General features: G+C 52.2%; 21 protein-coding genes and 1 riboswitch. Of the genes, 4 read left to right on the top strand and 17 right to left on the bottom strand.

What is annotated here, in order from left to right:
• Positions 1–15: 15 nt before the first annotated feature.
• The 3 genes from CGC65_RS10810 to CGC65_RS10800 form a co-directional block, all read right to left on the bottom strand.
• Positions 16–1,224, bottom strand: coding sequence for a hypothetical protein (locus CGC65_RS10810; RefSeq protein ID WP_002569369.1), 1,209 nt, complete (start codon positions 1,222–1,224; stop codon positions 16–18).
• A gap of 410 nt (positions 1,225–1,634) precedes the next feature.
• Complete coding sequence (locus tag CGC65_RS10805; RefSeq protein WP_002569370.1) at positions 1,635–2,642, bottom strand: DMT family transporter; 1,008 nt, start codon at positions 2,640–2,642, stop codon at positions 1,635–1,637.
• A 30-nt stretch (positions 2,643–2,672) separates the two neighbouring features.
• Positions 2,673–3,617, bottom strand: coding sequence for an AEC family transporter (locus CGC65_RS10800; RefSeq protein ID WP_002569371.1), 945 nt, complete (start codon positions 3,615–3,617; stop codon positions 2,673–2,675).
• 194 nt (positions 3,618–3,811) lie between these two features.
• Between CGC65_RS10800 and CGC65_RS10795 the strand changes: the two genes are divergently transcribed.
• The 3 genes from CGC65_RS10795 (at position 3,812) to CGC65_RS10785 (ending at position 6,110) form a co-directional block, all read left to right on the top strand.
• Positions 3,812–4,813, top strand: coding sequence for an ROK family protein (locus CGC65_RS10795; RefSeq protein ID WP_002569372.1), 1,002 nt, complete (start codon positions 3,812–3,814; stop codon positions 4,811–4,813).
• Positions 4,813–5,445, top strand: a complete 633-nt coding sequence (locus CGC65_RS10790; protein ID WP_002569373.1) for an HAD family hydrolase — start codon at positions 4,813–4,815, stop codon at positions 5,443–5,445. The genes CGC65_RS10795 and CGC65_RS10790 overlap by 1 nt, the downstream gene beginning before the upstream one ends.
• Before the next feature lie 143 nt (positions 5,446–5,588).
• Positions 5,589–6,110: an ECF transporter S component gene (locus tag CGC65_RS10785; protein WP_002569374.1), complete on the top strand. Its 522-nt coding sequence runs from the start codon at positions 5,589–5,591 to the stop codon at positions 6,108–6,110.
• Between the two features lie 50 nt (positions 6,111–6,160).
• Here the strand turns inward: CGC65_RS10785 and folK are convergent, their stop codons facing one another.
• The 14 genes from folK to CGC65_RS10710 all read right to left on the bottom strand — a co-directional run bounded on the left by folK (position 6,161) and on the right by CGC65_RS10710 (position 21,487).
• A complete protein-coding gene (gene folK, locus CGC65_RS10780; RefSeq protein WP_002569375.1) occupies positions 6,161–6,973 on the bottom strand; it encodes a 2-amino-4-hydroxy-6-hydroxymethyldihydropteridine diphosphokinase in 813 nt (270 codons plus the stop codon).
• A 68-nt stretch (positions 6,974–7,041) separates the two neighbouring features.
• Positions 7,042–7,860: a dihydropteroate synthase gene (gene folP, locus CGC65_RS10775; RefSeq protein WP_002569376.1), complete on the bottom strand. Its 819-nt coding sequence runs from the start codon at positions 7,858–7,860 to the stop codon at positions 7,042–7,044.
• A gap of 4 nt (positions 7,861–7,864) precedes the next feature.
• A complete protein-coding gene (gene folE / locus CGC65_RS10770) occupies positions 7,865–8,422 on the bottom strand; it encodes a GTP cyclohydrolase I FolE (protein ID WP_002569377.1) in 558 nt (185 codons plus the stop codon).
• Complete coding sequence (locus CGC65_RS10765) at positions 8,406–9,788, bottom strand: bifunctional folylpolyglutamate synthase/dihydrofolate synthase (protein WP_002569378.1); 1,383 nt, start codon at positions 9,786–9,788, stop codon at positions 8,406–8,408. Before CGC65_RS10765 ends, folE begins: the two co-directional genes overlap by 17 nt.
• Positions 9,789–9,817: 29 nt before the next feature.
• Complete coding sequence (sdaAA, locus tag CGC65_RS10760; RefSeq protein WP_002569379.1) at positions 9,818–10,693, bottom strand: L-serine ammonia-lyase, iron-sulfur-dependent, subunit alpha; 876 nt, start codon at positions 10,691–10,693, stop codon at positions 9,818–9,820.
• A 12-nt stretch (positions 10,694–10,705) separates the two neighbouring features.
• Positions 10,706–11,374 (bottom strand): L-serine ammonia-lyase, iron-sulfur-dependent subunit beta, encoded by a 669-nt coding sequence (sdaAB, locus tag CGC65_RS10755; RefSeq protein WP_002569380.1) that lies wholly within the window; start codon positions 11,372–11,374, stop codon positions 10,706–10,708.
• Positions 11,375–11,407: 33 nt separating this feature from the next.
• Positions 11,408–12,844: a dihydrolipoyl dehydrogenase gene (gene lpdA, locus CGC65_RS10750; protein ID WP_002569381.1), complete on the bottom strand. Its 1,437-nt coding sequence runs from the start codon at positions 12,842–12,844 to the stop codon at positions 11,408–11,410.
• Between the two features lie 98 nt (positions 12,845–12,942).
• A complete protein-coding gene (gene gcvPB / locus CGC65_RS10745) occupies positions 12,943–14,340 on the bottom strand; it encodes an aminomethyl-transferring glycine dehydrogenase subunit GcvPB (RefSeq protein WP_002569382.1) in 1,398 nt (465 codons plus the stop codon).
• On the bottom strand, positions 14,337–15,656 hold the full coding sequence (gene gcvPA, locus CGC65_RS10740) for an aminomethyl-transferring glycine dehydrogenase subunit GcvPA (RefSeq protein ID WP_002569383.1): 1,320 nt from the start codon (positions 15,654–15,656) through the stop codon (positions 14,337–14,339). Before gcvPA ends, gcvPB begins: the two co-directional genes overlap by 4 nt.
• 24 nt (positions 15,657–15,680) lie before the next feature.
• Complete coding sequence (gcvH, locus tag CGC65_RS10735; RefSeq protein WP_002569384.1) at positions 15,681–16,058, bottom strand: glycine cleavage system protein GcvH; 378 nt, start codon at positions 16,056–16,058, stop codon at positions 15,681–15,683.
• 41 nt (positions 16,059–16,099) lie between these two features.
• Entirely contained in the window at positions 16,100–17,188 is a 1,089-nt protein-coding gene (gene gcvT / locus CGC65_RS10730; protein ID WP_002569385.1) for a glycine cleavage system aminomethyltransferase GcvT, read from the bottom strand.
• A gap of 85 nt (positions 17,189–17,273) precedes the next feature.
• Positions 17,274–18,521 carry a serine hydroxymethyltransferase gene (gene glyA / locus CGC65_RS10725; protein WP_002569386.1) on the bottom strand — a complete coding sequence of 416 codons (1,248 nt, stop codon included), beginning with the start codon at positions 18,519–18,521 and terminating at the stop codon, positions 17,274–17,276.
• A 269-nt stretch (positions 18,522–18,790) separates the two neighbouring features.
• A riboswitch (glycine riboswitch) is annotated at positions 18,791–18,871 on the bottom strand.
• A 126-nt stretch (positions 18,872–18,997) separates the two neighbouring features.
• On the bottom strand, positions 18,998–20,281 hold the full coding sequence (locus tag CGC65_RS10715; protein WP_002569387.1) for an MFS transporter: 1,284 nt from the start codon (positions 20,279–20,281) through the stop codon (positions 18,998–19,000).
• 27 nt (positions 20,282–20,308) lie between these two features.
• Complete coding sequence (locus CGC65_RS10710) at positions 20,309–21,487, bottom strand: M20 metallopeptidase family protein (protein WP_007037761.1); 1,179 nt, start codon at positions 21,485–21,487, stop codon at positions 20,309–20,311.
• Between the two features lie 186 nt (positions 21,488–21,673).
• Between CGC65_RS10710 and CGC65_RS10705 the strand changes: the two genes are divergently transcribed.
• A complete protein-coding gene (locus CGC65_RS10705) occupies positions 21,674–22,573 on the top strand; it encodes a LysR family transcriptional regulator (RefSeq protein ID WP_002569389.1) in 900 nt (299 codons plus the stop codon).
• The last annotated feature ends 30 nt before the right edge of the window (positions 22,574–22,603 follow it).

The following is a 22,603-nucleotide window of genomic DNA, read 5'->3' as shown; positions in this document are numbered from 1 at the left end:
CAAACGTTCCTTCCTTTAGAAAATAATAGGACCAATAATACTTGCAAACGCAACGGATGCAATGGTCACTGTAACGAAACCGCCGATAATCATTTTAGGCAGTATATAATCCATGGCCTTCTGTCTCTCATCACCTTCCCACTCAAAGGAATCAACGCCTTCCGTGGTGATAATCTGGGTGGCCGGATAAGCCAGCATACAGGTTACACCAACCGCTGCCGATGTGTAGGGAGAGCATCCCAGCACCTTGCCCACAATACCGCAGATAACAATGATGCCGATGGAGCAGATTAAAAGGATACCGAATACCGGCACGATCATTGACAGCAGTCCGGAAGGTGAAAGGGTTGCAAGGCTTCCGGGCAGCATCAGAAGCAGACCGAAGGTGATGATACCTGAAGAATTTGCTTTTGCAAAGATATCCTTTTCCAAAAATCCGATTCTGGCAAAGATAAGTCCAAACAGCAGGTAGGCAATGTTCGGGTTAAGGATATAGTTGGCCGGAGAGGATCCCGGTATCAGTGTTGCCTTTCCCACAAAATCAGCGATACAGGCCACCAGGGCCACTTTACAGATATAGATGGTATTGCTTCTCAGGTTTTTAGGCGTCTCTTTAAAAATACGCATGCTGGGCAGCTTAAGGCTGGATTTTTCTTCCACCGTATTGCTCTTGAAGAAACCGCTGCCGCGCTTGATTCTTAACTCCTTGCGGATACAGAATGTGGAAATCGGGATACCGAAAAATTTCTGTACGGACAGTACCAGCACTGCAAATGCCGCCAGCTCCGGACGGTTGGCAGCTTCCGCCGCACTTGTAACTATGATGCCTGCAACCGTGGAACCTGCCACTGGAGGCGCTGCAATCAACGCATACTCTCTTCCGAACAGCAGGGAACCCACTGTAAAACAAATCAGTGCAATCGCCGCAATGGCAAACAGTGAAATAACCACGGTTTTCCATTCCCGAATCAGGTCTTCCAGATTAATCAGCGTACCGATATTGGTAATCATGAATGCCGTACCAAAATTCGCCATAACCGCCACCAGACCGGACTGGGTGGTAATGTCCTTGGGCAGCAGGCCGCTCCAGAACCCTATGAGGAACAATACACAGGCAAACAACAGTGATGAAACAGCCCCCTTGGTCTTTTTAGACAAAAATTCACCAACCGAATAAACCACCAGGCATCCCGTAATACAGGTCAACGGATTCCAAAAACTCATTCCCATTTCCTCCTAATCATCTTTTGCTTTTTCACTTTTTACCTGTGCGCACATGTTCCATACGCATATTTAAGGACGTTTTGTCTTTAAAATTCCTTTGAATTAAGGACGATTTTATGCGTATTTTTTATTGCTTCAATAATATTATTTACCATAATTATATCCATATGCCTATATTTTGTCAATTAATATTTTATTTTTTGGACATTTCCACTATTATTCGTCTTTTATTTTGTCTAATATAATGTCCTTAAATATGTCTTTATTTTGTGGGGCCGGATTTTCCAGTTGAAATCACTAAGGCCCCCATTCCTCTCACCCACTCCGTATCTTTGCTCCTGCACCGCTTATCTCCAATAAAAATGGCATGCCCGGACTGCCGGCATGCCAATAACATATATGGGCCCGCATCAATATGGCGTTATCTTAACAACAGATTGACACGGTATATTTTTTTCTTTCCCAGGCAGGGAAGAGACAGCGGACGCGTTGGAAATGCAGCGGGTGAATGGCGGGTGAGCGGCGGGAACAGCCGCCTCCCGCGGGTCCGGGTCCCCTCCCCCGGCACGCATCCTCACCTCATTCACCACCGTAAAACCAAGTATCATTCCTCCTCCCACCACCTGAAACACAGTGATGGTCTCATGCAGGAAGGTCACGGATACCAGGATGGCCACAAGGGGATCTATGTAGCTGAGGATAGAAGCCTCCTGGCCCTTCAGATAACGCAGGGATGAAAAATACATGCAATAGCATATGCCTGTGTGGAACACCCCCACCACCAGAAGATTTATCACCCCAAGGGCATCCATATCCAAAAGATGGGAACCCCCAGTCAGGCATACATAGGGCGTGAGAACCAGAATGGCTGCCAGGAACTGGAAAAATGTCCGGTTGATACCCGATACATGGCGTATGCTTTTATTGAGCAGTACCACCGACGCATAAAATACGGCAGCACCCAGGCCGAACAAAATCCCAATCAAATCACTGCTGCTCCCTCCCCTGCTGACGCCTATCACCAGCACCAGTCCCAGTGTGGACATGATAAAACAGAACACCTGGCGGGCGGTAAGCTTTTCCTTAAAGAGGAAGGGACTTGCCACGGTTACGATGACAGGGGCGAAATAATAGCTAAGGGTAGCCATTGCAACCGTGGTATACCGGTATGCCTCAAAAAACAGTATCCAGTTGATTCCAATGGCCGCCCCTGACAGAATCAGAAGGTGCAGCTCTGCCTTTGCATCCTTTATCCCTGTCCCCTGGCCGCTGCACAGCTGCCAGAGGAAAATGGCGCCGGCAGCAATCAGGGCCCGGTACAGGGCCAGCTCTCCTGACGGCAGGGGTATGTGTCTCACAAAGGCTCCTATGGTGCCAAAGGCTGCCATAGACCCTATGATCTCCAGTTTTGCTTTCATTTGTTCTCTCCTTCCGGGACTCGTCCATCCCTATATCAGGCCCAGGGTACGGATGAGGTCCAGCCACAGCGTCAGGGTGAAGGCACTGCCGCAGGTTGTGATTGCCACCACACTGGAGCTCAGCACGCCTTCATGTCCCATGTTCCGCGCCATCACAAAGCAGCTGACGGTTGCGGCAGACCCCAGCATCACAAGAATCGCCACCAGCTGCTGCTCCCGGAACCCCAGGTACACTGCGGCCGGAAGGAATACGGCGCAGAGAAGTACCAGCTTTATGGCGCTGGCGCCCGCAGCTGCCCCGACTCTTTGGGATGCCTGCCTGAAGTCAAAGGACGCACCCATGGCCATCAGGCCCAGGGGCGTGGCCACTCCTGCCAGGCTGGACACGGTTTTTTCCATGATTTGGGGCTGCTTCAGTCCCAGCAGTGACCAGGCCATGCCGGTCAGGATTCCCAGTATGATAGGATTCTTAAGTATGCACGCCGCGGTTTTCCCCAGCATCCGGCGGTCAAGGACCGCCCCTTCCGGATTTGTAAAGGACAGAATCACCACAGCCATCACATTGTACAGCGGGACGCTGCCTATTATCATGAGAGGCGCCATCCCCACATCCCCATATATGTTCTTAATGAAGGCAATCCCCAGCAGGGCCGCGCTGCTGCGGTAGGAAGCCTGTATGAATTCCCCTCTGAGCCTCCTGTCCTTAAGTGCCATGGACAGAAGAACCGCCAGCAGGATTCCTCCCAGGGTAGAGGCAAAGCAGAACATCACAAACCTGGTATCCCACACCTTCAAAAAATCAGAATTTGACAGGTCCTCAAACAGCAGGACCGGAAGAGCCACCTTAAACACGAACTGATTGGCCTTGTCCGCAAAGACACCTTCCATAATTCCTGCTTTTTTGAAACACGCTCCCAATACCATAAGAAAAAAGATGGGCATGGTCGCATTGAGACTGAATATGAGATGTTCCACCGCAGTCTGCCTCCTGTCTTTTTTGCACATTTTCCCTGTAACAATATACGCTGGCTGTTTCTTTGTCAAGTCTTTCAAGAGCCTTTAAGGATTTTCTTATTGACATTTTATCCGTCAAGTGATTAAATAGAATTGACTTATTAATATTATTTTAAAAAGTTTTTTAATAACAATGTAAAAGGAGAGAATTTTTCATGGCCCAGGAAGAACCGGTCACTGTAAAACAATTGAATAAAGAACATATACGAGCTTACATGGGTAAACATACATCTGCTTCCAAAAGCCAGATTGCCAGGGAGCTGGGATTAAGTTTCCCTACGGTGGGACGTCTGATTGACGAACTGTGTTCTGACGGGGAACTGACCGAGCAAGGGGCCGGCTCTTCCACCGGGGGCAGGTGCGCCTGCATTTATGAGCTGAATCCCCTTTTCAGCCTGTATCTCCTGGTACAGGTTGAGTCGGACCGGGTATGCTGGAACCTGAAGGATTTAAGGGAGAACACCGTGGAGCAAGGATGCCTGCCCTTTGAAATCCTGTCCCTGGAACAGCTGGATGCCCTGATTTTAGATATCCATCACCGCTATCCCCGCCTGAAGGCTGCCGCCGCAGGGATTGCTGCCCTGGTAAATCACGGAGTGGTGGAGGAGACCAATCAATATATCGGACTCAAAGGCCTGAACCTGGAAGAGCATTTCCGGCGCCTGGTTCCCATTCCCATGACAGTGGGTAATGATATGAATTTCCTGACCATGGGATGCTGGGCTCAGAAGCATCCCGATGCCGGCTCCCTGGTCACACTCTTTATGGGAGGAAACGGTATAGGAGGCGGAATGGTCATTAACGGCCAGCTGTGGACCGGCGCCTCAGGCTATTGCAGCGAGGTCGGCTTCCTGCCTGTCTATGAACGGTTAAACAAGGGCAGCCTGGGCCTTCCCCCTGCCGAGCACATAAGCGAGCTGTACGCCCGCCTGATACAAATTTATGCCGTGACGGTAAATCCCCACATGATGGTGCTCTACCGCCACCCCCTGCTGGAGGGAAGGTTAGACGAGATCCGCCGTCTCTGTGCTTCTTATCTGCCATCCAAAGCAATCCCGTCCATTGAGCTGTCCTATGATTACCAGCAGGATTATGAAAAAGGCCTGTTTACCGTGGCAAAGTCCATGGGGCAGGCTGTAAGCGAAGGAGGTTTATAATGCGCTACACCCATTTTGTGTTTGATATTGACAATACGCTGATTAATACCACAGGGGCCGTGCTCCACGGACTCCAGAGAGCCCTCAGGGATGTAACCGGGGAACACTGGGACTTAAGCCGGCTTACTCCGGTTCTGGGCATACCGGGGCTGGATGCATTTGAACGTCTGGGCATACATTCCCCTGAACAGATATTCCAGATTTATCCCCGTTGGGAACAGTATGAACAGGAGTATCAGTACACTGCCTATCTGTATGAGGGCATTGTCCCTCTGTTGGATTCCCTGAAAAAAAAGGGCTGCGTCCTGGGCATCATCACTTCCAAGACAATGCCCCAGTACACCAGCAGCTTCCTTCCTTTTCAGATATCCGAATATTTTCAGACCGTCATAACGGCCGATGACACGGTCCGCCACAAACCGGACCCCGAACCCATGCTTGCATATATGGAACGCACCGGAGTCTGCCCCCGGCAGATTCTCTACATCGGGGACAGTATCTACGACATGCAGTGCGCCGCCCAGGCCGGAGTTGACTCCTGCCTGGCTCTGTGGGGATGCCACTGTCCGGACGGCATCTTATCCACCCACCGTTTTGAGGAACCGGCTGGAATGATGCGCTGGCTGGAATGATGTACCGGCCCAAGTCGGATTTTTCCGTCAGCGGTGTCAATCTGGACTGGTTAAATATTATCTAACTGGATATTTCACTCAGTCCACCTTTCCGTTATAGTAGGTATCAACATTTAAGTACTTTAACTTTAGGAGGTATCCCTATGACGGAACGTTTCTCTACTAAAAAACTGGTGCTGTCCGCCCTCTTTGCAGCCCTGGCCTGTGTGGCCACTATGTCCATCCGCATCCCCACCCCCGGTACAGGCGGTTACATCCATCCCGGCGACGCCATCGTGATTCTCTGCGGCGTGTTTCTGGACCCGGTATCCGCATTCCTGGCAGCCGGCATCGGCTCCTGCATGGCGGATCTGCTGGGAGGTTATTTTATCTATGTCCCCATCACTTTTGTCATTAAGGGACTGGTGGCATTCTCCGCAAGCCATGTCTGCGGCAGGTTAAGGGCCAGAGGCATGAATCCGTATGCAGCCGTGGCCGGCTGCGGTGTGATTGACATCATTCTGGTGGCCGGAGGATACTGCCTGTGCGAAATATTCCTATATGGATTAGGAGCAGCCCTGGCCAGCGTTCCCAGCAACATTATCCAGGGAATCAGCGGCCTGATTATCTCCAGCGCCTTGTATCCGGTCCTGCAAAAGCCGCTTTCCATGGCTTTAAAGGCTTAGACCGCATCCTGCATCTGCACTGCGTCCTGCACCTGCACTGCATCCTGCATTTAGACCGTGTCCAGCATTTCAGCCACGGTCTCTCCGTAAATGGGATGGCGCTTATATGGCGCTATCTCGGCCAAAGGTTTCAGGACGAAATCACGCTTGTGCATCTGTGTGTGTGGAATGCTCAGCCGTTCCGATTCATACACCAGATCGTCATAAAAAATCACGTCCAGATCCAGGGTTCTGGGACCCCAGTGTATGATCCGCTCCCTTCCCGCCGCTGCTTCGATTTCATGAAGGGCATCCAACAGCTCCTCCGGTGTATAGAGTGTTTTTATTTCCATACAGCCGTTGAGGAAATCAGCCTGGTCCGTCACCCCGTAAGGAGGCGTTTCAATAAAGCCGGATACCCGGCCCACACGGCACTCCCGAAGCTTTCCAAGGGCCTCCACCGCCCCGGTAAGATACGCCAGCCTGTCTCCCATATTAGAGCCCAGGGCAATGTATGCCTGATGCCATCCCCTGGTGATCCTGACTGATACATATTGAAGGGGAAGGCCTATGGGGGCCCAGGGCTTTCTTATCTCTAATTCCACGGATTTCAGGCTGTCTGGATACATGAGCAGCAGTTCCTCCGCCAGTTTTTCCGCCGCGCTCTCTATGAGCTGGAAGGTATGCTCCCTCAGATAGCGTTCCATGAATTTGCTTGCCCTGCCGTAGCTGATGGTCTGGTCCAGCTGGTCATTCCTGCCCGCCTTTCTCGTATCTGTAAAGAGCACTGCCGATACCAGAAACTTCTGTCCCAGTACATTTTCCTCCGGTATGGCCCCGTGTTTTGCAAATACCTCCAATTGTTCAATCCTGATTTGGTCCATGTCCTGCCCGCTCCCTTTCTGTTTTCTGTATGATTTGATCCCATGTCTGCATTTCATATTCCGGTTCCTCATTTAAACTCCGGGGCGCCCATAATAGACCGGGCCATCCTGACAGCCCTTTTATTCCCCTCCACATCGTGTACGCGAACAAAGGAACAGCCAGAAAAGACGGCGGCCGCCGTCGTAACCAGGGTTCCCTCTTCCCGTTTGTCCACAGGAAGATCCAGAGCAAGGCCAATCACAGACTTCCTGGACGCCCCCAGAAGAACCGGATAGCCGAAACGCTTAAAAGCAGACAAATTCCTTATCACTTCCAGATTCATCTCATATGTCTTTCCAAATCCCACACCGGGGTCCAGCACGATTCTGTCATCCTTTATGCCGGCCTGTTTTGCAAGGAGAATGGTTTCATTCATCTCCTCCAGGGCGGTATTCATAAAATGGTGTCCGACAGGGTTTTGCCTGTTATGCATAAGGCAGCAGCACACCCCCAGCTCAGCAATGGTCCCCGCCATGTCCTTATCTTTTTTCAGCCCCCATATGTCATTGACCATGGCGGCGCCGGCCTCCACAGCCTGCCGGGCCACCCCGCTCTTATAGGTATCTACGGAGATGGGTATATCAAAATTTTCATGAATCAGCCGGATGACGGGAAGGACCCGCTCCAGTTCTTCCTCCTCCCCAACCGGCCTGCATCCCGGGCGTGTGGACTCCCCTCCCACGTCTATGATATCCGCACCGTCAAACACCAGTTTCTCCGCCTGTCTGAGAGCCATCTCCCGGTCACAGTACCTGCCTCCGTCGGAAAAGGAATCCGGCGTTGTATTCAGGATGCCCATGACATAGGTTCTGTTCCATACATCAAATTCTTTTTGTCCTATAATCATCTGATTACCCCCTTACCATTTGGAAAAACAGGTTTACCAGGTTCTCCCGCTGGCAGAAGCACCCCCTCTTTACCACCGTGACAGTCCGGCTGCCCGGCTTTTTGATTCCCCGCATGGTCATACACATATGCTCTGCCTCCATCATGACCATAACGCCCCGGGGCGCCAATCCGTCCATCAATGCGTCTGCTATCTGGGCGGTCAGCTGTTCCTGGATCTGAAGGCGTCTGGAAAATACCTCCACCGTCCTGGCCAGCTTGCTCAGTCCCGCCACCTTCTTATCCGGCACATAGGCAACATGCACTTTCCCGTAAAAAGGAAGAAGATGATGTTCACAGACAGAATAAAAGGTTATGTCCTTCTCCACAATCAGGTCATTATTTTCCGCCCGGAATGTCTTTTCCAGATACATCCCTGGGTGTTCATCCATGCCGCTGTACAGTTCCTCATACATCCTGGCTACACGCTCAGGCGTATCAATCAACCCTTCTCTGGACGGGTCCTCGCCCATTCCCTCCAGCAGAAGCCTGACAGCCTGCTCCACTTTATTCCTGTCTATCATCCCTGTTCCTCCTTTCTGTCTCCTTCATAATCTGCCCCAGATAAGACAGGGAGCCAAAGACCAGTACGGCTCCCTGCTCTCCGGCGTCTTTCAGTGCCATGTCCAAGGCTGTTTCCACCGAATCCACTGCCTGCGTTCCGGCACAGTATTTTCCGGCCTCCCTTGCAAGTATCTCCGGATTCAGGCTTCTGCCGCGGTCCGGCAGCCATACCGTATAGATTCTTTCTGCCAGGGGAGCCATGATTTGCGTCATCAGGCCGTATTCCTTGTCCCCAAACACTCCCATAATAAAAATCAGGCGCCTGCCGTTCAAACAGGTTTCCACACATTCCCTCAGCCTGAGGGCCGCGTCCCTGTTATGCGCTCCGTCCACAATCACCATGGGGGATTTCTTAAGCATCTGGAACCTTCCCGGCCAGGAAACATTGGAAAGTCCCTTTCTCATGGCAGATTCAGGTATGTGGATGCCTTTGCGGCTCAGGGCAGAGGCTGCCTCCAGCGCAAGAGCTCCATTCTCCAACTGATAGGTCCCCGGAAGGGATATTCTGATTCCTTCCATGGCCTTATAGGTAAACACATTTTCTGCATACTCCCCGCGATTCTCCTCCCTCTCCGGACAGGATAGGGCGCTCAGGCTGCTCATATCCACCTGGGTAAAGACGCATCCCTTTTCACCGGCGCGGTCCTTCAGTACGCTGAGCACTTCCAGAGGCTGATGCGCCGAGACAACTTCACAGCCCGGCTTAATGATTCCTGCCTTACAGGCAGCAATTTGGCCCAGGGTATTTCCCAGCACACCCATATGGTCCATGCTGATGGAAGTAAAAACAGCCGCCAGGGTATTCTCCACCACATTGGTGGCATCCTGTTCCCCTCCCAGCCCTGTTTCCAGCACCACCACCCGGCAGCCCTTCTCTTTAAAATACAGAAAGGCCATGGCTGTCTCTATCTCAAATACAGTGGGGATTCCTCTCCCCTTTTCTTCCATGCGCCCTGCCGCCGCCTTCACCCGGTCCGCCAATAAGGCAAATTCCCTTTCCGTAATCCAGGATCCGTCCACCTGATACCGTTCCCGCACCGAGATAACAGCCGGCGAGGTATAGGTGCCTGTACGGCAGCCCGCCTCCTTTAATATGGAAGAAAGACAGGCTGACACGGACCCCTTTCCATTGGTCCCGGCGATGTGAACAAATTCCAAATCCTTCTGCGGGTCCGACAGCTCTCTCAGCAGATTTCTTATGGAATCCAGTCCCATGACGCTTCCCAGCCCAGACCTCTGCTCCAGAAAATCCAACGCCCCGTCAAAGTCCATCCTCTCCCCAGAGTCTGCCGTCACCCCAAAATCCACCGCCTCATTAAAATCCATACCTGCCTCCTTCCTGCCATCCTTACATCTTACGCCTTCTGCACGCAGCATCCCATTCTGCAGCCTGAGGGGGTTGCGGCGCAGCCGCCCAGGGCTGTTTCCCTCAGCTCCAGGGGAAGCCCTCTGCCAACTGCATACATGGCTTCCAGCATTTCATCAAACGGAATCAGCTGCCGTATACCGCTGAGCGCTGTCTCCGCGCAGACCAGGGCGTTTGCAGCCCCTGCCCCATTCCGGTTCTGGCAGGGGCATTCCACCAGGCCGCCCACAGGGTCGCATACCAGTCCCAAAAGATTCATCAGGGCAGCGGACGCAGCGTCCAAGCTCTGGGCGGGAGTTCCTCCCATAAGCTCCACTGCGGCAGCCGCCGCCATGGCGCAGGCCACGCCCACCTCTGCCTGGCATCCCCCTACCGCCCCTGACACGGTGGCGTTGCGCATGGCCAGGTATCCGACGGCAGAGGCTGCAAACAGGCCGTCCGCCACCAAGTCGTCCTCCAGGCCGTATTCCTCCTGGAGGGCCAGCAGCAGTCCCGGCACAATGCCCGAAGACCCGGCTGTAGGTGCTGCCACAATCAGTCCCATGGAGGTATTAACCTCCAAAACAGCCATGGCATATATGACAGCCCTGCCCAGGACGCCGCTTAGGATGGAGGTGCCCTTTCTGCGCCGTTCCTCCATCCTGGCCGATTCTCCGCCAATCAGGCCGCCGATGGATGTGACCGGTTCTCTCAGCGGAAGGGTGGCTGAATCCCTCATGACCGCCAGTACATCCTTCATCCTGGCCTCCATGTCCTCCATGGATACGCCTGTTAAATCACATTCACGCTGTTTCATCACTTCCGATATAGTCATTCCCCGGACAGCGCACTGCTCCAGAAGCTCTGCCCCGCTCTTAAAATCCATGTCCATCCCTCCTTATACCTGAACCAGCATGGTATGGTATACATGCGGGTTGCTGTTAATCCAATCCGTAATCTCCAGAGGCAGGCGTTCATCAGACTCCACGATGCAGTAAGCCTGTGCTCCTTTTTCCTCCCTGAAAAGCTTCATGAAGGCGATGTTCACATTGCAGTCGCTGAGGCACTTGGAAATATGGGCCACCACCCCCGGTTTATCCTGATGTATGACAATCAGGGAACTGTACTCGCCTGTAAAGTCCACATCCACCTGGTTTATCTTTACAATGCGCACCTTTCCTCCCCCCAGGGATTCCCCCCGGACCGTCATCTCCTGGTTCCGGTCATTTACCATGCGGATATCCACTGTGTTGGGATGTACGTCCTTATCCTTCTCGTTTGTCAGGAAGGAATACCGCAGTCCCCGTTGCTGCGCGATGGAAAAGGAATCGCGGATCCGCCTGTCATCTGTCTTAAATCCCATGATTCCCCCCAGCAGCGCCCTGTCCGTGCCGTGTCCGCGGTAAGTCCTGGAAAAGGAACCGTACAAGGTAAACTCTGCCTCGATAATCTGTCCTGCTATCATTTTCTGGGCCAGGAGGGCTATGGCCACCGCTCCCGCCGTGTGTGAACTGGAAGGCCCTATCATATTGGGGCCTAATACGTCAAATGCACTGATGACTGCCATAAACTTATTCCTCCTGACATTCTGTTCTCCTGGTTACTGTCTGCTCTTAAGCTTGCCCGGAGCCTGTCTGGGAACCGTGTGGATGCTGCCGCCTTCAAGCTCCTCCAGCGCCTCTCCCACTGCCTCATTGTAGGTGGGATGGGCGCGCATTCCCAGAAGCAGCTGTGGTACGGTCAGCTTGTTTGCGGCTGCGGTTGCCATCTCCCCGATCATGTCCGTGGCCCTGGCGCACATCATCTGGGCTCCCAGCACCACCTTGGTGTCGGCTTCTGCGATGATTTTGATAAAGCCTCTTTCCTCCCTGGATATCTGTGATTTCCCGTTGGCAGACATCAGGAATTTCCCCACTGATACAGGTATTCCAGCCTGGGCCGCCTCGTCCTCCGTAAGTCCCACGGACGCAATCTCAGGGCTGGTGTACACACAGCTGGGAACTACCGATAAATCAATGGAGTGTCCGGTTCCCGCCAGGTGTTCCGCCACCCACACGCCCTGGGCACTGGCCACATGAGCCAGCTGGATTCCCTTAATCACATCTCCGATGGCGTACACGCCCTCCATGGATGTCTCAAAATTGGAGTCCACTGTGATTCTTCCCCGCTCCATGGCAAGCTCTGTCCCTGGTCCCAGCAGCTTTTCCGTTTCAGGCACCCTGCCGGCGGCCGACAGCACATAATCTGCTTCCTCCCGCTTCTCCTCACCCTTTTCCTCAAAGACACAGGCCAGACCATGTTCCGTCTTTTCAATTCTCTTTACCATGGCCCCTGTATAGATTTTGATTCCCCGCTTTTTGAGAATCATTTTCAGGTTCTGTGAAATGTCCTTATCCAGATTTGCCAGCAGTCTGGGAAGGGCTTCCACGATGGTTACACGGATGCCAAGGGATGAAAATACAGATGCAAATTCAGCTCCGATTACGCCTCCGCCGATAATCAGCAGGCTTTCCGGCGCATGCTGCAGCCCCAACAGCCCGTCGCTGGTCAGAACCCCCGGCAGTTCCAGTCCCTCAATGGGCAGGTTCATGGGTTTTGAGCCTGAGGCCAGCAGCACATGCGTTCCTTTCAGCACCCGGCTCTCCTCTTCCCCTTCGCACCCTGTCACCAGCACGGTTTTGTCCGCCTGCAGGGTGCCGGTTCCCTTAACCAGTGTCACGTTGTTTGCCTTAAAGAGCTGTTCCACTCCCTGTCTTAAGCTTCCTGACGTTCCCTCCTTATATTCCAGAATCTTATCATACTCATACCGGACATTCTCTGCAAAGATGCCGAACTGCCCGCCCTCCTTCATCTCCCTGTAAAGCCGGGACGCATGAATCATGGCTTTGGCCGGAATACAGCCACGGTTCAGGCAGGTTCCCCCTACCTCCCTGTTTTCCACCACTGCCACCGAAAGTCCCAGCTTGGCGCCCTTGATCGCCGCCACATAACCGCCGGGACCTGCTCCTATAATAACCAAATCAAATATATCTGCCATCTTTCCTCCTATTGCCGCCAAAGAGCGCTGGAGCGTGTCTGAAAATTTATTTCAACACGCTCCTGAGCACTGCCTGTATTTTTTCGTAAATCAGTTACTTACTCCCCGATATAGCGCAGCACCGGCTTTCTTGCCGCAGTTACCTCGTCCAGCCTGCGGACCGGTGTTTTGACTGGAGCCTGGTGAAGGCTCTGCGGATCTGCCTTTGCTTTTTCATATATGCTGCGGAACACCTCAATGGCTTCGTCCAGGGTTTCCTTTGACTCTGTCTCAGTGGGCTCCACCATCAGGGCCTCATGGACAATCAGCGGGAAATACATGGTGGGGGGATGAATGCCGTAATCCAGAAGTGCCTTGGCAATATCCATGGCCGACACATTGATATCGTGCTTCAAATCCTCCAGCGTCATCACAAACTCATGCATGCAGGTTTCATTGTAAGCCATCTGATACAGGTCTGACAGCTTATTCATCATATAATTGGCATTTAACACTGCATTGGATGACGCCTCGGGAATGCCTTCCCTGCCCAGGGTCATGATGTAGGCCAGCGCCTTTACCACCACCCCGAAGTTTCCATAGAACATCTTCACGCTTCCAATGGATTGCGGCCCCTTAACCATAAAGCCCGGAAGGAAGGGACGCAGGAATTCCTTGCAGCCGACAGGGCCGCTTCCCGGACCGCCCCCGCCGTGAGGCGTGGAAAATGTCTTGTGGAGGTTCAGGTGGATTACGTCAAATCCCATATCTCCCGGCCTCACAATGCCCATGACCGCGTTGAGGTTGGCTCCGTCGTAATAGCACAGCCCTCCCCCATCGTGGACAATGCGGGTAATCTCCAGGATATTCTTGTCAAAGAGCCCTACCGTGTTTGGATTGGTCAGCATCAGTCCTGCCGTGTCCTCCCCCACTGCCTCCTTAAGCTTATCCAGATCCACACATCCGTCCTCCCTGGAGGGGATGCTGACAACGCTGTAGCCGGCCATGGTGGCGCTGGCGGGATTGGTGCCGTGGGCAGAGTCCGGAACAATGATTTTCGTCCTCTTTTCATCCCCTCTGGAGTGATGGTAAGCCTTAATCAGCAGCAGACCCGTAAATTCCCCATGGGCGCCTGCCGCGGGCTGGAAGGTCATTGCATCCATACCGGTTATCTCGCACAGATACTGCTCCGCCAGATCGAATACCCTGAGGGCGCCCCGGACCGTATGTTCCGGCTGCAGCGGATGGATGCCCGCAAAGCCCTCCAGCGACGCCGCCTCCTCATTTACCTTTGGGTTATACTTCATGGTGCAGGAGCCAAGGGGGTAGAAACCGTTGTTGACGCCGTGGGCGCGCCCCGCAAGGCCGGTATAATGTCTGCTGATTTCATTTTCAGAGAGCTCCGGCAGATTCAGCTTCTCCTTCCTGCCAACTCCTATCTGATGGACCGGCACGTCGCAGTCCGGAAGCAGGTGGCAGTGCCTGCCGGGAGTTCCTTTTTCAAATATTAATTTCATGCTCCGCATACCTCCTTCACGATTTGAACCGCCTGGTCCATATCTTCCTTCCGGTTCTGCTCAGTGGCGCACCAGAGAATCTCCCTGTGGCTCAGAGGCAGTCCTCCCAGGATTCCCTTCTCCTCCAGAGCTTTTAAGATTAGGCCGCTGTCCGTATCGCTTTCAGTGACGAACTCATGGAAGAATTCCCTGTCATACCTGGCCGTGAGGCCGGCCTGTTCCAGTTGTTCCTTCAGGTAATGTGCTTTGGAGGTACAGAGAACAGCGGTCTTTCTTAATCCATCTGCTCCCATGGCCGCCATATATACGCTGGCAGTCAGGGCGCAGAGAGCCTGGTTGGAGCACACGTTGGAGCTGGCCTTTTCACGTCTGATATGCTGTTCTCTGGCCTGAAGGGTCAGCACATACGCCCTCCTGCCGTCCACATCCTTTGTCTCTCCCACGATTCTGCCCGGAAGCTTCCTTCCCATAGCTGATGTGGCTGTCATAAAGCCCAGGTACGGTCCTCCGAAGCTGAGAGGCATGCCCAGGGGCTGGCCGTCTCCCACCGCAATGTCCGCCCCGCATTCTGCCGGCGTAGGCAGGAGCGCCAGGGAGATGGGGTTGCAGCCCATGATATATTTGGCTCCCTTTTCATGGGTGATTTCTCCCAGAAGGCTGCAATCCTCCAGATTGCCATAGTAGTTAGGCTGCTGCACATAGAAGCAGGCTGCCGTGCCGTCCATTAATTCCCTTAAGGCGTCCGCGTCCGTGACTCCGTCCTTTTCAGGAACCATCACCACCTGGGCTCCGCTTCCGAAGCAGTAAGTCTTTACCACCTCCGTGACCAGCGGATGGGTGGTTTCGGACAGATATACCCTGCTTCTCTTCCTGTCCCTGCACATGGCCGCTGCCTCGGCTGCTGCCGTGGCCCCGTCATAGACAGAAGCATTGGACACATCCATGCCTGTAAGCTGGCAGAGCATGGTCTGATATTCAAATATGGACTGAAGAATGCCCTGGCTGATCTCGGCCTGGTAAGGGGTATAGGATGTAAGAAATTCCTCCTTGGATACCACGCTCTTTACAATGGAAGGTATGTAATGGCTGTATGCTCCCGCCCCTCTGAATATATGTTTAAACACCACATTCTGTTTTGCGATTTCCTTCATCTTCCCGATGACTTCCATTTCGCCAAGCCCCTCAGGAAGCTTTAAACCGCCTTTTACACGGACCTCCCGGGGGATATGGGAAAACAGCGCCTCAAAGCTGTCAAAGCCGATTTCCCTGAGCATTTCCTGCTGCTCTTCACTGGTATTGGGTACATAAGAACCCATGGGTCCACCTCCTTTTCAAGATGTCTACAGTGTTTCCAGATATGCCTCGTAGGCCTCCCCGTCCATCAGTTCCTCTTTGCCGCTTACGTCTTTTACTTTGATGAACCATGCATCATAGGGGCTCTGGTTTACAGATTCCGGACTGTCTAACAGTTCCTCGTTGATTTCCTCTACCTGGCCGGTAACAGGAGAAAGTACATCTGATACTGCCTTCACAGACTCCACATCTGAAAATGCCTCGCCTGCCGTCACATCGTCTCCCGGCTCCGGAAGGTTTACAAACACCAGGTCTCCCAGAGCATCCTGGGCATAATCCGTAAGTCCTACTGTCACGGTTGTGTCATCCACTGTTTTTACCCACTCATGGGATTTTGTATACATTAATTCCTTTGGCACGTTCATTTTTTATTTCCTCCTTGTTTTGAGCATTTCATAATCCCTGCTTATTTCTCTCTCTTATAAAATGGAAGCTTCACCACTTCCGCTCCAACCCTGCGGCCTCTCACATCCACCTCGACCTGGGTGCCCGGCTCCTTGTATGCAATATCCACCAATGCCATGGCTGCCGGATATCCCAGATACGGGCAATGGGTGCCGGACGTGGTGGTTCCAATCTGCTGTTCCCCGGCAAATACCGGCTCATGCTCTCGGATGATGCCCCTGCCCGTAACCTTAAGTCCCACGCGCTTCCTGGTAAGAGGTCCCTTTTCCTGCAATGCCTTTTTGCCGATAAAGTCCTCCTTATCCATCTTGACAAAGATACCAAGACCTGCCTCCTTCGGAGTGATGGTGTCATCCATCTCATGTCCGTAAAGGGGCATGGATGCCTCCAGACGCAGGGTATCCCTGGCTCCCAGGCCGCAGGGTATCAGCCCTTCCTCCCTGCCGGCCTCCAGCAAAAGCTCCCACAGCCTGGGAGCGTCGTTCCCGGCCATGTAGATTTCCACTCCATCCTCGCCTGTATACCCTGTTTTGGAGATGATGCAGGGAATACCGTCTATGCAGCAGTCCTTCTTAAAGGTATAATACTTATCCGGGATGGCATCCGGGTCCGCCACCTTCTTAAGTACATCCAGGGCTTTTGGTCCCTGAAGGGCAAGCTGGCCCACCTGGCCGGATATGTCCTTAAGCTCCACATCACCGGACACATGGTCCTTCATCCACTGGTAATCCTTATCCTTGTTGGATGCGTTGACAACGATGAAATAGCTGTTGTCCTTAATTTTATAGACAATCAGGTCGTCCACCACGCCTCCTGCCTCGTTGCACATGGGGCTGTATCTGGCTGTACCGTCCTCCATGACCGTATAATCATTGGTCAGAAGCATATTCACATTCTTCAGGGCATCCGGCCCGCTTAACAAAATCTCGCCCATATGGGACACATCGAAAAGGCCGCACTGCTCACGCACTGCCATGTGCTCCGCAATCACTCCCTTTTCGTACTGAACCGGAAGGAGGTAGCCTGCAAACGGCACAATCTTTCCCTTATACTTTACATGCATGTCATACAGCGGTGTCTTTAATTCCATATTCTCTGCTCCTTTTTTCCATATTCTATGGTTGTATCTCAACAGTTCCCCAACTGCTTCGTCTCATTTCCAGTTTCCCGGCAGCTTACTGGTACAGCGGATATTTACCGCAGATTTTGTCAACCTCGCCTCTGATATAATCAGCCTTAGCCTCAAAATCAGTGGCTGCCAGCCAGATGCACTCAGCAATCTTTTCCATATCTTCTTCCTTCAGTCCCCTGGAGGTGACTGCCGGTGTTCCGATGCGCACGCCCGAGGTGACAAAGGGGCTTCTGGGATCATTGGGAACCGTGTTCTTATTCAGAGTGATGTATACCTGGTCGCAGCGGTTTTGAAGTTCCTTGCCGGATACGTCCATTCCCCTCAGGTCCACCAGCATCAGGTGGTTATCTGTTCCTCCTGTGAGAATGTTAAAACCCTGCCTTTTAAGAGCTGCCGCCAGGGCTGCTGCGTTCTTAACCACCTGCTCCTGGTAAGCCTTGAACTCCGGCCGCAGCGCCTCACCGAAGCAGACTGCCTTGGCTGCAATGACATGCTCCAAAGGTCCGCCCTGGATTCCCGGGAAAATGGCCTTATTGAAATTGAATTTGTCTGCCACTGCCTGGTTGGCCAGAATCATGCCGCCCCTTGGACCCCTTAAGGTCTTGTGGGTCGTTGTGGTTACCACGTCCGCATATGGAATGGGACTGGGATGCACACCTGCCGCCACCAGCCCGGCGATGTGAGCCATATCCACCATCAGGTAAGCTCCCACCTTGTCGGCCACTTCTCTGAACCGCTTAAAATCAATGGTCCGGCAGTAGGCGCTGGCCCCTGCGATGATAAGTTTCGGCTTGGAGGCAACTGCTGTTTCCTCCAGTTTGTCATAATCAATGTACCCATCCTCATTGACGCCGTAGGGCACAATGTTGAAGTACAGTCCTGAGAAATTCACAGGGCTTCCGTGTGTCAGATGGCCGCCGTGGTCCAGGTTCATGCCCATAACCGTGTCGCCCGGCTTTAACATGGCTACGAACACAGCCATGTTGGCCTGGGCTCCGGAATGAGGCTGTACATTCACATAGTCGCATCCAAACAGCTTCTTTGCCCGTTCAATGGCAATGGTCTCCACCACGTCCACAAACTCACATCCGCCGTAATAGCGTTTTCCTGAATATCCTTCTGCGTATTTGTTGGTGAGAACCGTTCCCATGGCAGCCATCACGGGCTCCGACACAATGTTCTCGGAAGCAATCAGCTCCAGATTCCTTCTCTGGCGTCCGCACTCCGCCTTGATTGCCTCCCCTATCTCCTTGTCATATCCTTCAATAAAATCCATTACCTGTTCAACCATTGGTTCATATCCTCCTTTTTATTTTTCATCACGGACATATCCATATGCCCTTCATCACAAACACATCCATATGCCCTGTTTCCGCCTCCGAAACCATACCACCTCCCTGTTTGTACCGCGCGCTTTTTTTGAAGGAGGCCCGTATACACACATGCCCTGTATCCATGACCCGGATATCAAAAAAAGCGCACGAACAAATAATGTTCATGCGCTCTGTCTTTGTACCTGAAAGATTTGGCTTCGTCGGTGCTATCGCTTTCCAGAGTTTCGTCCAGTATCCGGTTCTTTTGCCTGAGAGTTCTTCGCTTCCCCTTCGGCGCTGCCTGTGCAGTCTCTCCCGAATCCATCATCCGATTATATAAAATTGTCAACAAAAGCATTTCTATATGATTCTGCTTTGTGCTAATGTCATAGTATCACACTTAATATTTTCAGTCAATAGGTAAAATGTGTTTAATTTTTAACGCATTTTGCCGTTATTGCATTGTGTTTTTTGCCCTATCAGCAGTTTTTTCCTGCTCCTTTATGCACACGCGGCTGACCCTGTAGGAGTACAAAAGAAATGCCGTCATGACGATGGACAGGGCTGCCACAATAATCCAGGCAATGTTGTATGAGCCTGTCAAATCATAGGCTGACGCAATCAGAGGGCCGCCCAGGGCGTATCCCACGCTGGGAAACAGACTCAGGAATCCATAGATTTCTGCGTAATGTTTTGTGCCGAAGATGCCGCTGGTGATAACCGGAGCGCTTACAGTTCCTATACAGGTCCCGAATCCAAACAAAATTGCCATCAGGTACAGGAAGGGCTGATGTTTAATAAATATCAAACAAATAACGGAAAGAAAAAACATGGTATTTCCAAATAGTATTCCTGCCTTCACACCATACCTGTCATAAATATGTCCCAGTACCAATTTTCCGGGAATGGCAATAAACAGGTACAAGGAGGCGATGGAGGCCGCTGTGGTGGTTGCATATCCGGCATCCATAACCGAGGCCGGTATCTGTGTAATGACGGCTGCAGTGGCTGAAATCAGCGTGCATCCCAATACAAAGCACCAGAACATGGGCTTTTTCTTTACTTCCTTCAGCGACACATTCCACTCCCGCTCTGTTTTCCTGGCCTTTCCTGTCTCTCCCTCCTCATCCGCGCCGTATGCCTTGGTCCCCATATCAGCGGGAGTCCGCCTGATGACAAGCAGCACCAGAGGAACCAGGATAACCAGCCTGGTTATGCCCACAGCCTTATATGTAAACCGCCATCCCTGGGATGCGATGAGGTTTCCGATTATGGGGCTTAATATGGTTCCGCCTATACTGGATCCCACCATGGCAATACTCATAACCAGTCCCCTCTTTTTCCTGAACCAGTTGGTAATCAGTACGCTGACCGGAATCATAGTGGAGCCGCATTCAAAAAATCCGATACAGGCTGCTGTCACGTAAAACTGGGGCAGGGTGCTGGCAAAGGAATAACAGTAGTACGCCAGACAGTTTCCAATCATACACACCACCAGGGCTTTGTGCATGTACGGCTTTGACATGATCTTTCCAATGAACGGCGACATAAATGCCATCATCAGGGCTGCAATGGTGCTGACCAGCGCATATCCGCTCCTGGTAAATCCCAGATCCTCTGTCACCGGTTTTGTGAACAGGCTTGCGCAGCTCACCAGAGGCGCATACCCCAGCCCCATAATCAGAATACAGGTCAGCAGTATGAGCCAACCGTAAAAAAAGCGTTTGTTTTCCGCCATATTGTCCTCTCTTTCCCCAGACATGTTCTACTGGTTTCCATGGAGGTCCAGCCATCTCATGGCTGTCCCGGCATAAATAGCAGCGCCTTTGACAAGGGCAGACTCATGAAAACGCACCTTGGGATTATGCTCCACATACCGTTTTGAAACATCCTCGATACCGGCTCCAATGCACATATAGCTGGCCGGTATTTTTTGGGAAATATAGGCGAAGTCCTCCGATCCCATCACATGATAAGCGCAGACCGCCTTCAGCTCCGGCTCCAGCTCCTTAAGCCCTTCCACAATCTCCTGGTTCAGCTCCTCATTGCACCTGACAATGGGAATATCGCTTATCACCTCAATCTCCGCCTTTGTGCGGTAGGCCCCTGCCACGGAAGGTACAATTTCATTCAGCCGTGCAATCAGATGAGACATTGTTTTTTCGTCAAAGCTCCTCATGGTTCCCTGCAGGACGGCAGTCTCAGGAATCACATTGGAGGCGCTGCCCGCGCAGAACTGTCCGATGGTCAGGGCTGTCTCTGAGATGGCCGGGCACTCCCTTGCAATAAGCTCCTGCAGCGCCAGATAGACATGTACGCCTGTATTGATGGGATCAATGCATTTTTCCGGCCTGGAACCATGTCCGCCCTGTCCTGTCAGGGTAATCCTGAATCCATAGACCCCCGCCATGGGAAGGCTTCCGTAGGCAACATATTCCGGGGACATCTGGGCTGCCACATGCATGGCGAAGGCGCTGTCCACCTTTGGATGGTCCAGCACGCCTTCCTCAACGGCTGCCCTGGCTCCCTGGAAGGTCTCCTCTCCCGGCTGGAACAGAAGCTTTACCTGGCCCTTAAGCTCAGACTCATGCTGCTTCAAAAGCCTTGCAGCTCCCAGCAGCACGGTAGCGTGAAGATCATGTCCGCAGGCATGCATCCTGCCGTTTCGGGACGCAAATTCCTCCCCTGATTCTTCCTGAAAAGGCAGGCCGTCCATATCGCTGCGCAGCATAAAGCATCTGCTCCCTTTTCCAAGAATTCCAACCACGCAGGAACCATTGACCTTAATCTCATAAGGAATCCCCATCTCCTCTAACTTTTCCCGAACAAACGTACTTGTATCAGGCAGCTCCAGCCCCAGTTCCGGCATGGTGTGAAGCTTGCGCCTCCAGGCAATCAGATCTGCCTCCATGGTTTTTGCCTCTTCCAGTAATTCTCTATACATTCTTTTACCCCTTTCCTTCAGACAGGCTCTTTGATTTTTATAACTACTTCTCCGGAGTTTCGTTAACTTTTATTTATTTCTGTGATATAATCTTACCATAGCTCCCGGGCATTCGGTTATTCCGAATATTTTATGGGTTATAACCATTTTATTATTAGGCAAATTGTACACAAAAGGGGTAACATCATGAATTTCAGCCATTTAGAATATGCAATGACCGTGGCAGAATGCCGGTCCATCAACAAAGCCGCCCAGAGGCTGCTGGTCTCCCAGCCCTATTTAAGCGGAGTCCTTAAGAATCTGGAGGAGGAACTGGGCTGCCAGCTATTCAAACGCAGCCACAACGGAATCCTTCTGACAGAAAAAGGAATAAAATTCATGGACAGTGCCCGCATCATACTGTATGAATATGAGAAATTAAAACAGCTGTCCTGGGATGAAGCAGAACAGCCTATGGTGATTTCTTCCTATTTCGTATCCAATATTATGAGGCTTTTTCTGGAATTTAAAAAACAGTCTGCCAAACAGTTTCCGGACCGTCTGACAGAAATGGGGAACCAGGAGGTCTTGGAGTCGGTTGCGGCAGGCCGTACGCGTCTTGGTTTCATTCTCTGCGCCGTAGAAAAAAAGGAAAAATACCTGAGGCTGGCCAGGGACTTCCACTGTTCCTGCGAAGAGCTTATGACTTCCATTCCGCTGTATGTAATGGTTTCCAGGGAGCATCCTCTCTATAAGAAACCTTCCGTATCCATAAAGGAATTGTTTGACTATCCCTACGTGCATTTCAATGATGTCTCCGCCATCTCCTACCTGAAGTTAGTCGGCCTGTCCGACCATCCCAACCGCCTGGAGGTAGATAACCGCGGGCAGTTCTTTGATGCCATCAGAGAGGGCCAATACATCTCCCTGTCAGTCAGAGGCAAAACCTCGGATGGACGCGGATTCTGTTTCGTGCCAATCAGCGACAAAAACCTGTATCTGAACCTCTATTTTGTGACCCAGACAGACTACAGGCCTAATAAAAGGGAACGGGAATTCATACGGTTTCTGCGGGATTTTGCAGCCTTAGACGGACAGACGCCCTGACAAAAAAGGACCGTAAAAGAGAGGACAGCC

The organism is Enterocloster bolteae (assembly GCF_002234575.2).
Lineage (GTDB): Bacteria > Bacillota > Clostridia > Lachnospirales > Lachnospiraceae > Enterocloster > Enterocloster bolteae.
Note: the sequence above shows the minus strand (reverse complement) of the source record. Positions and strands in the feature narration are given on the sequence as shown.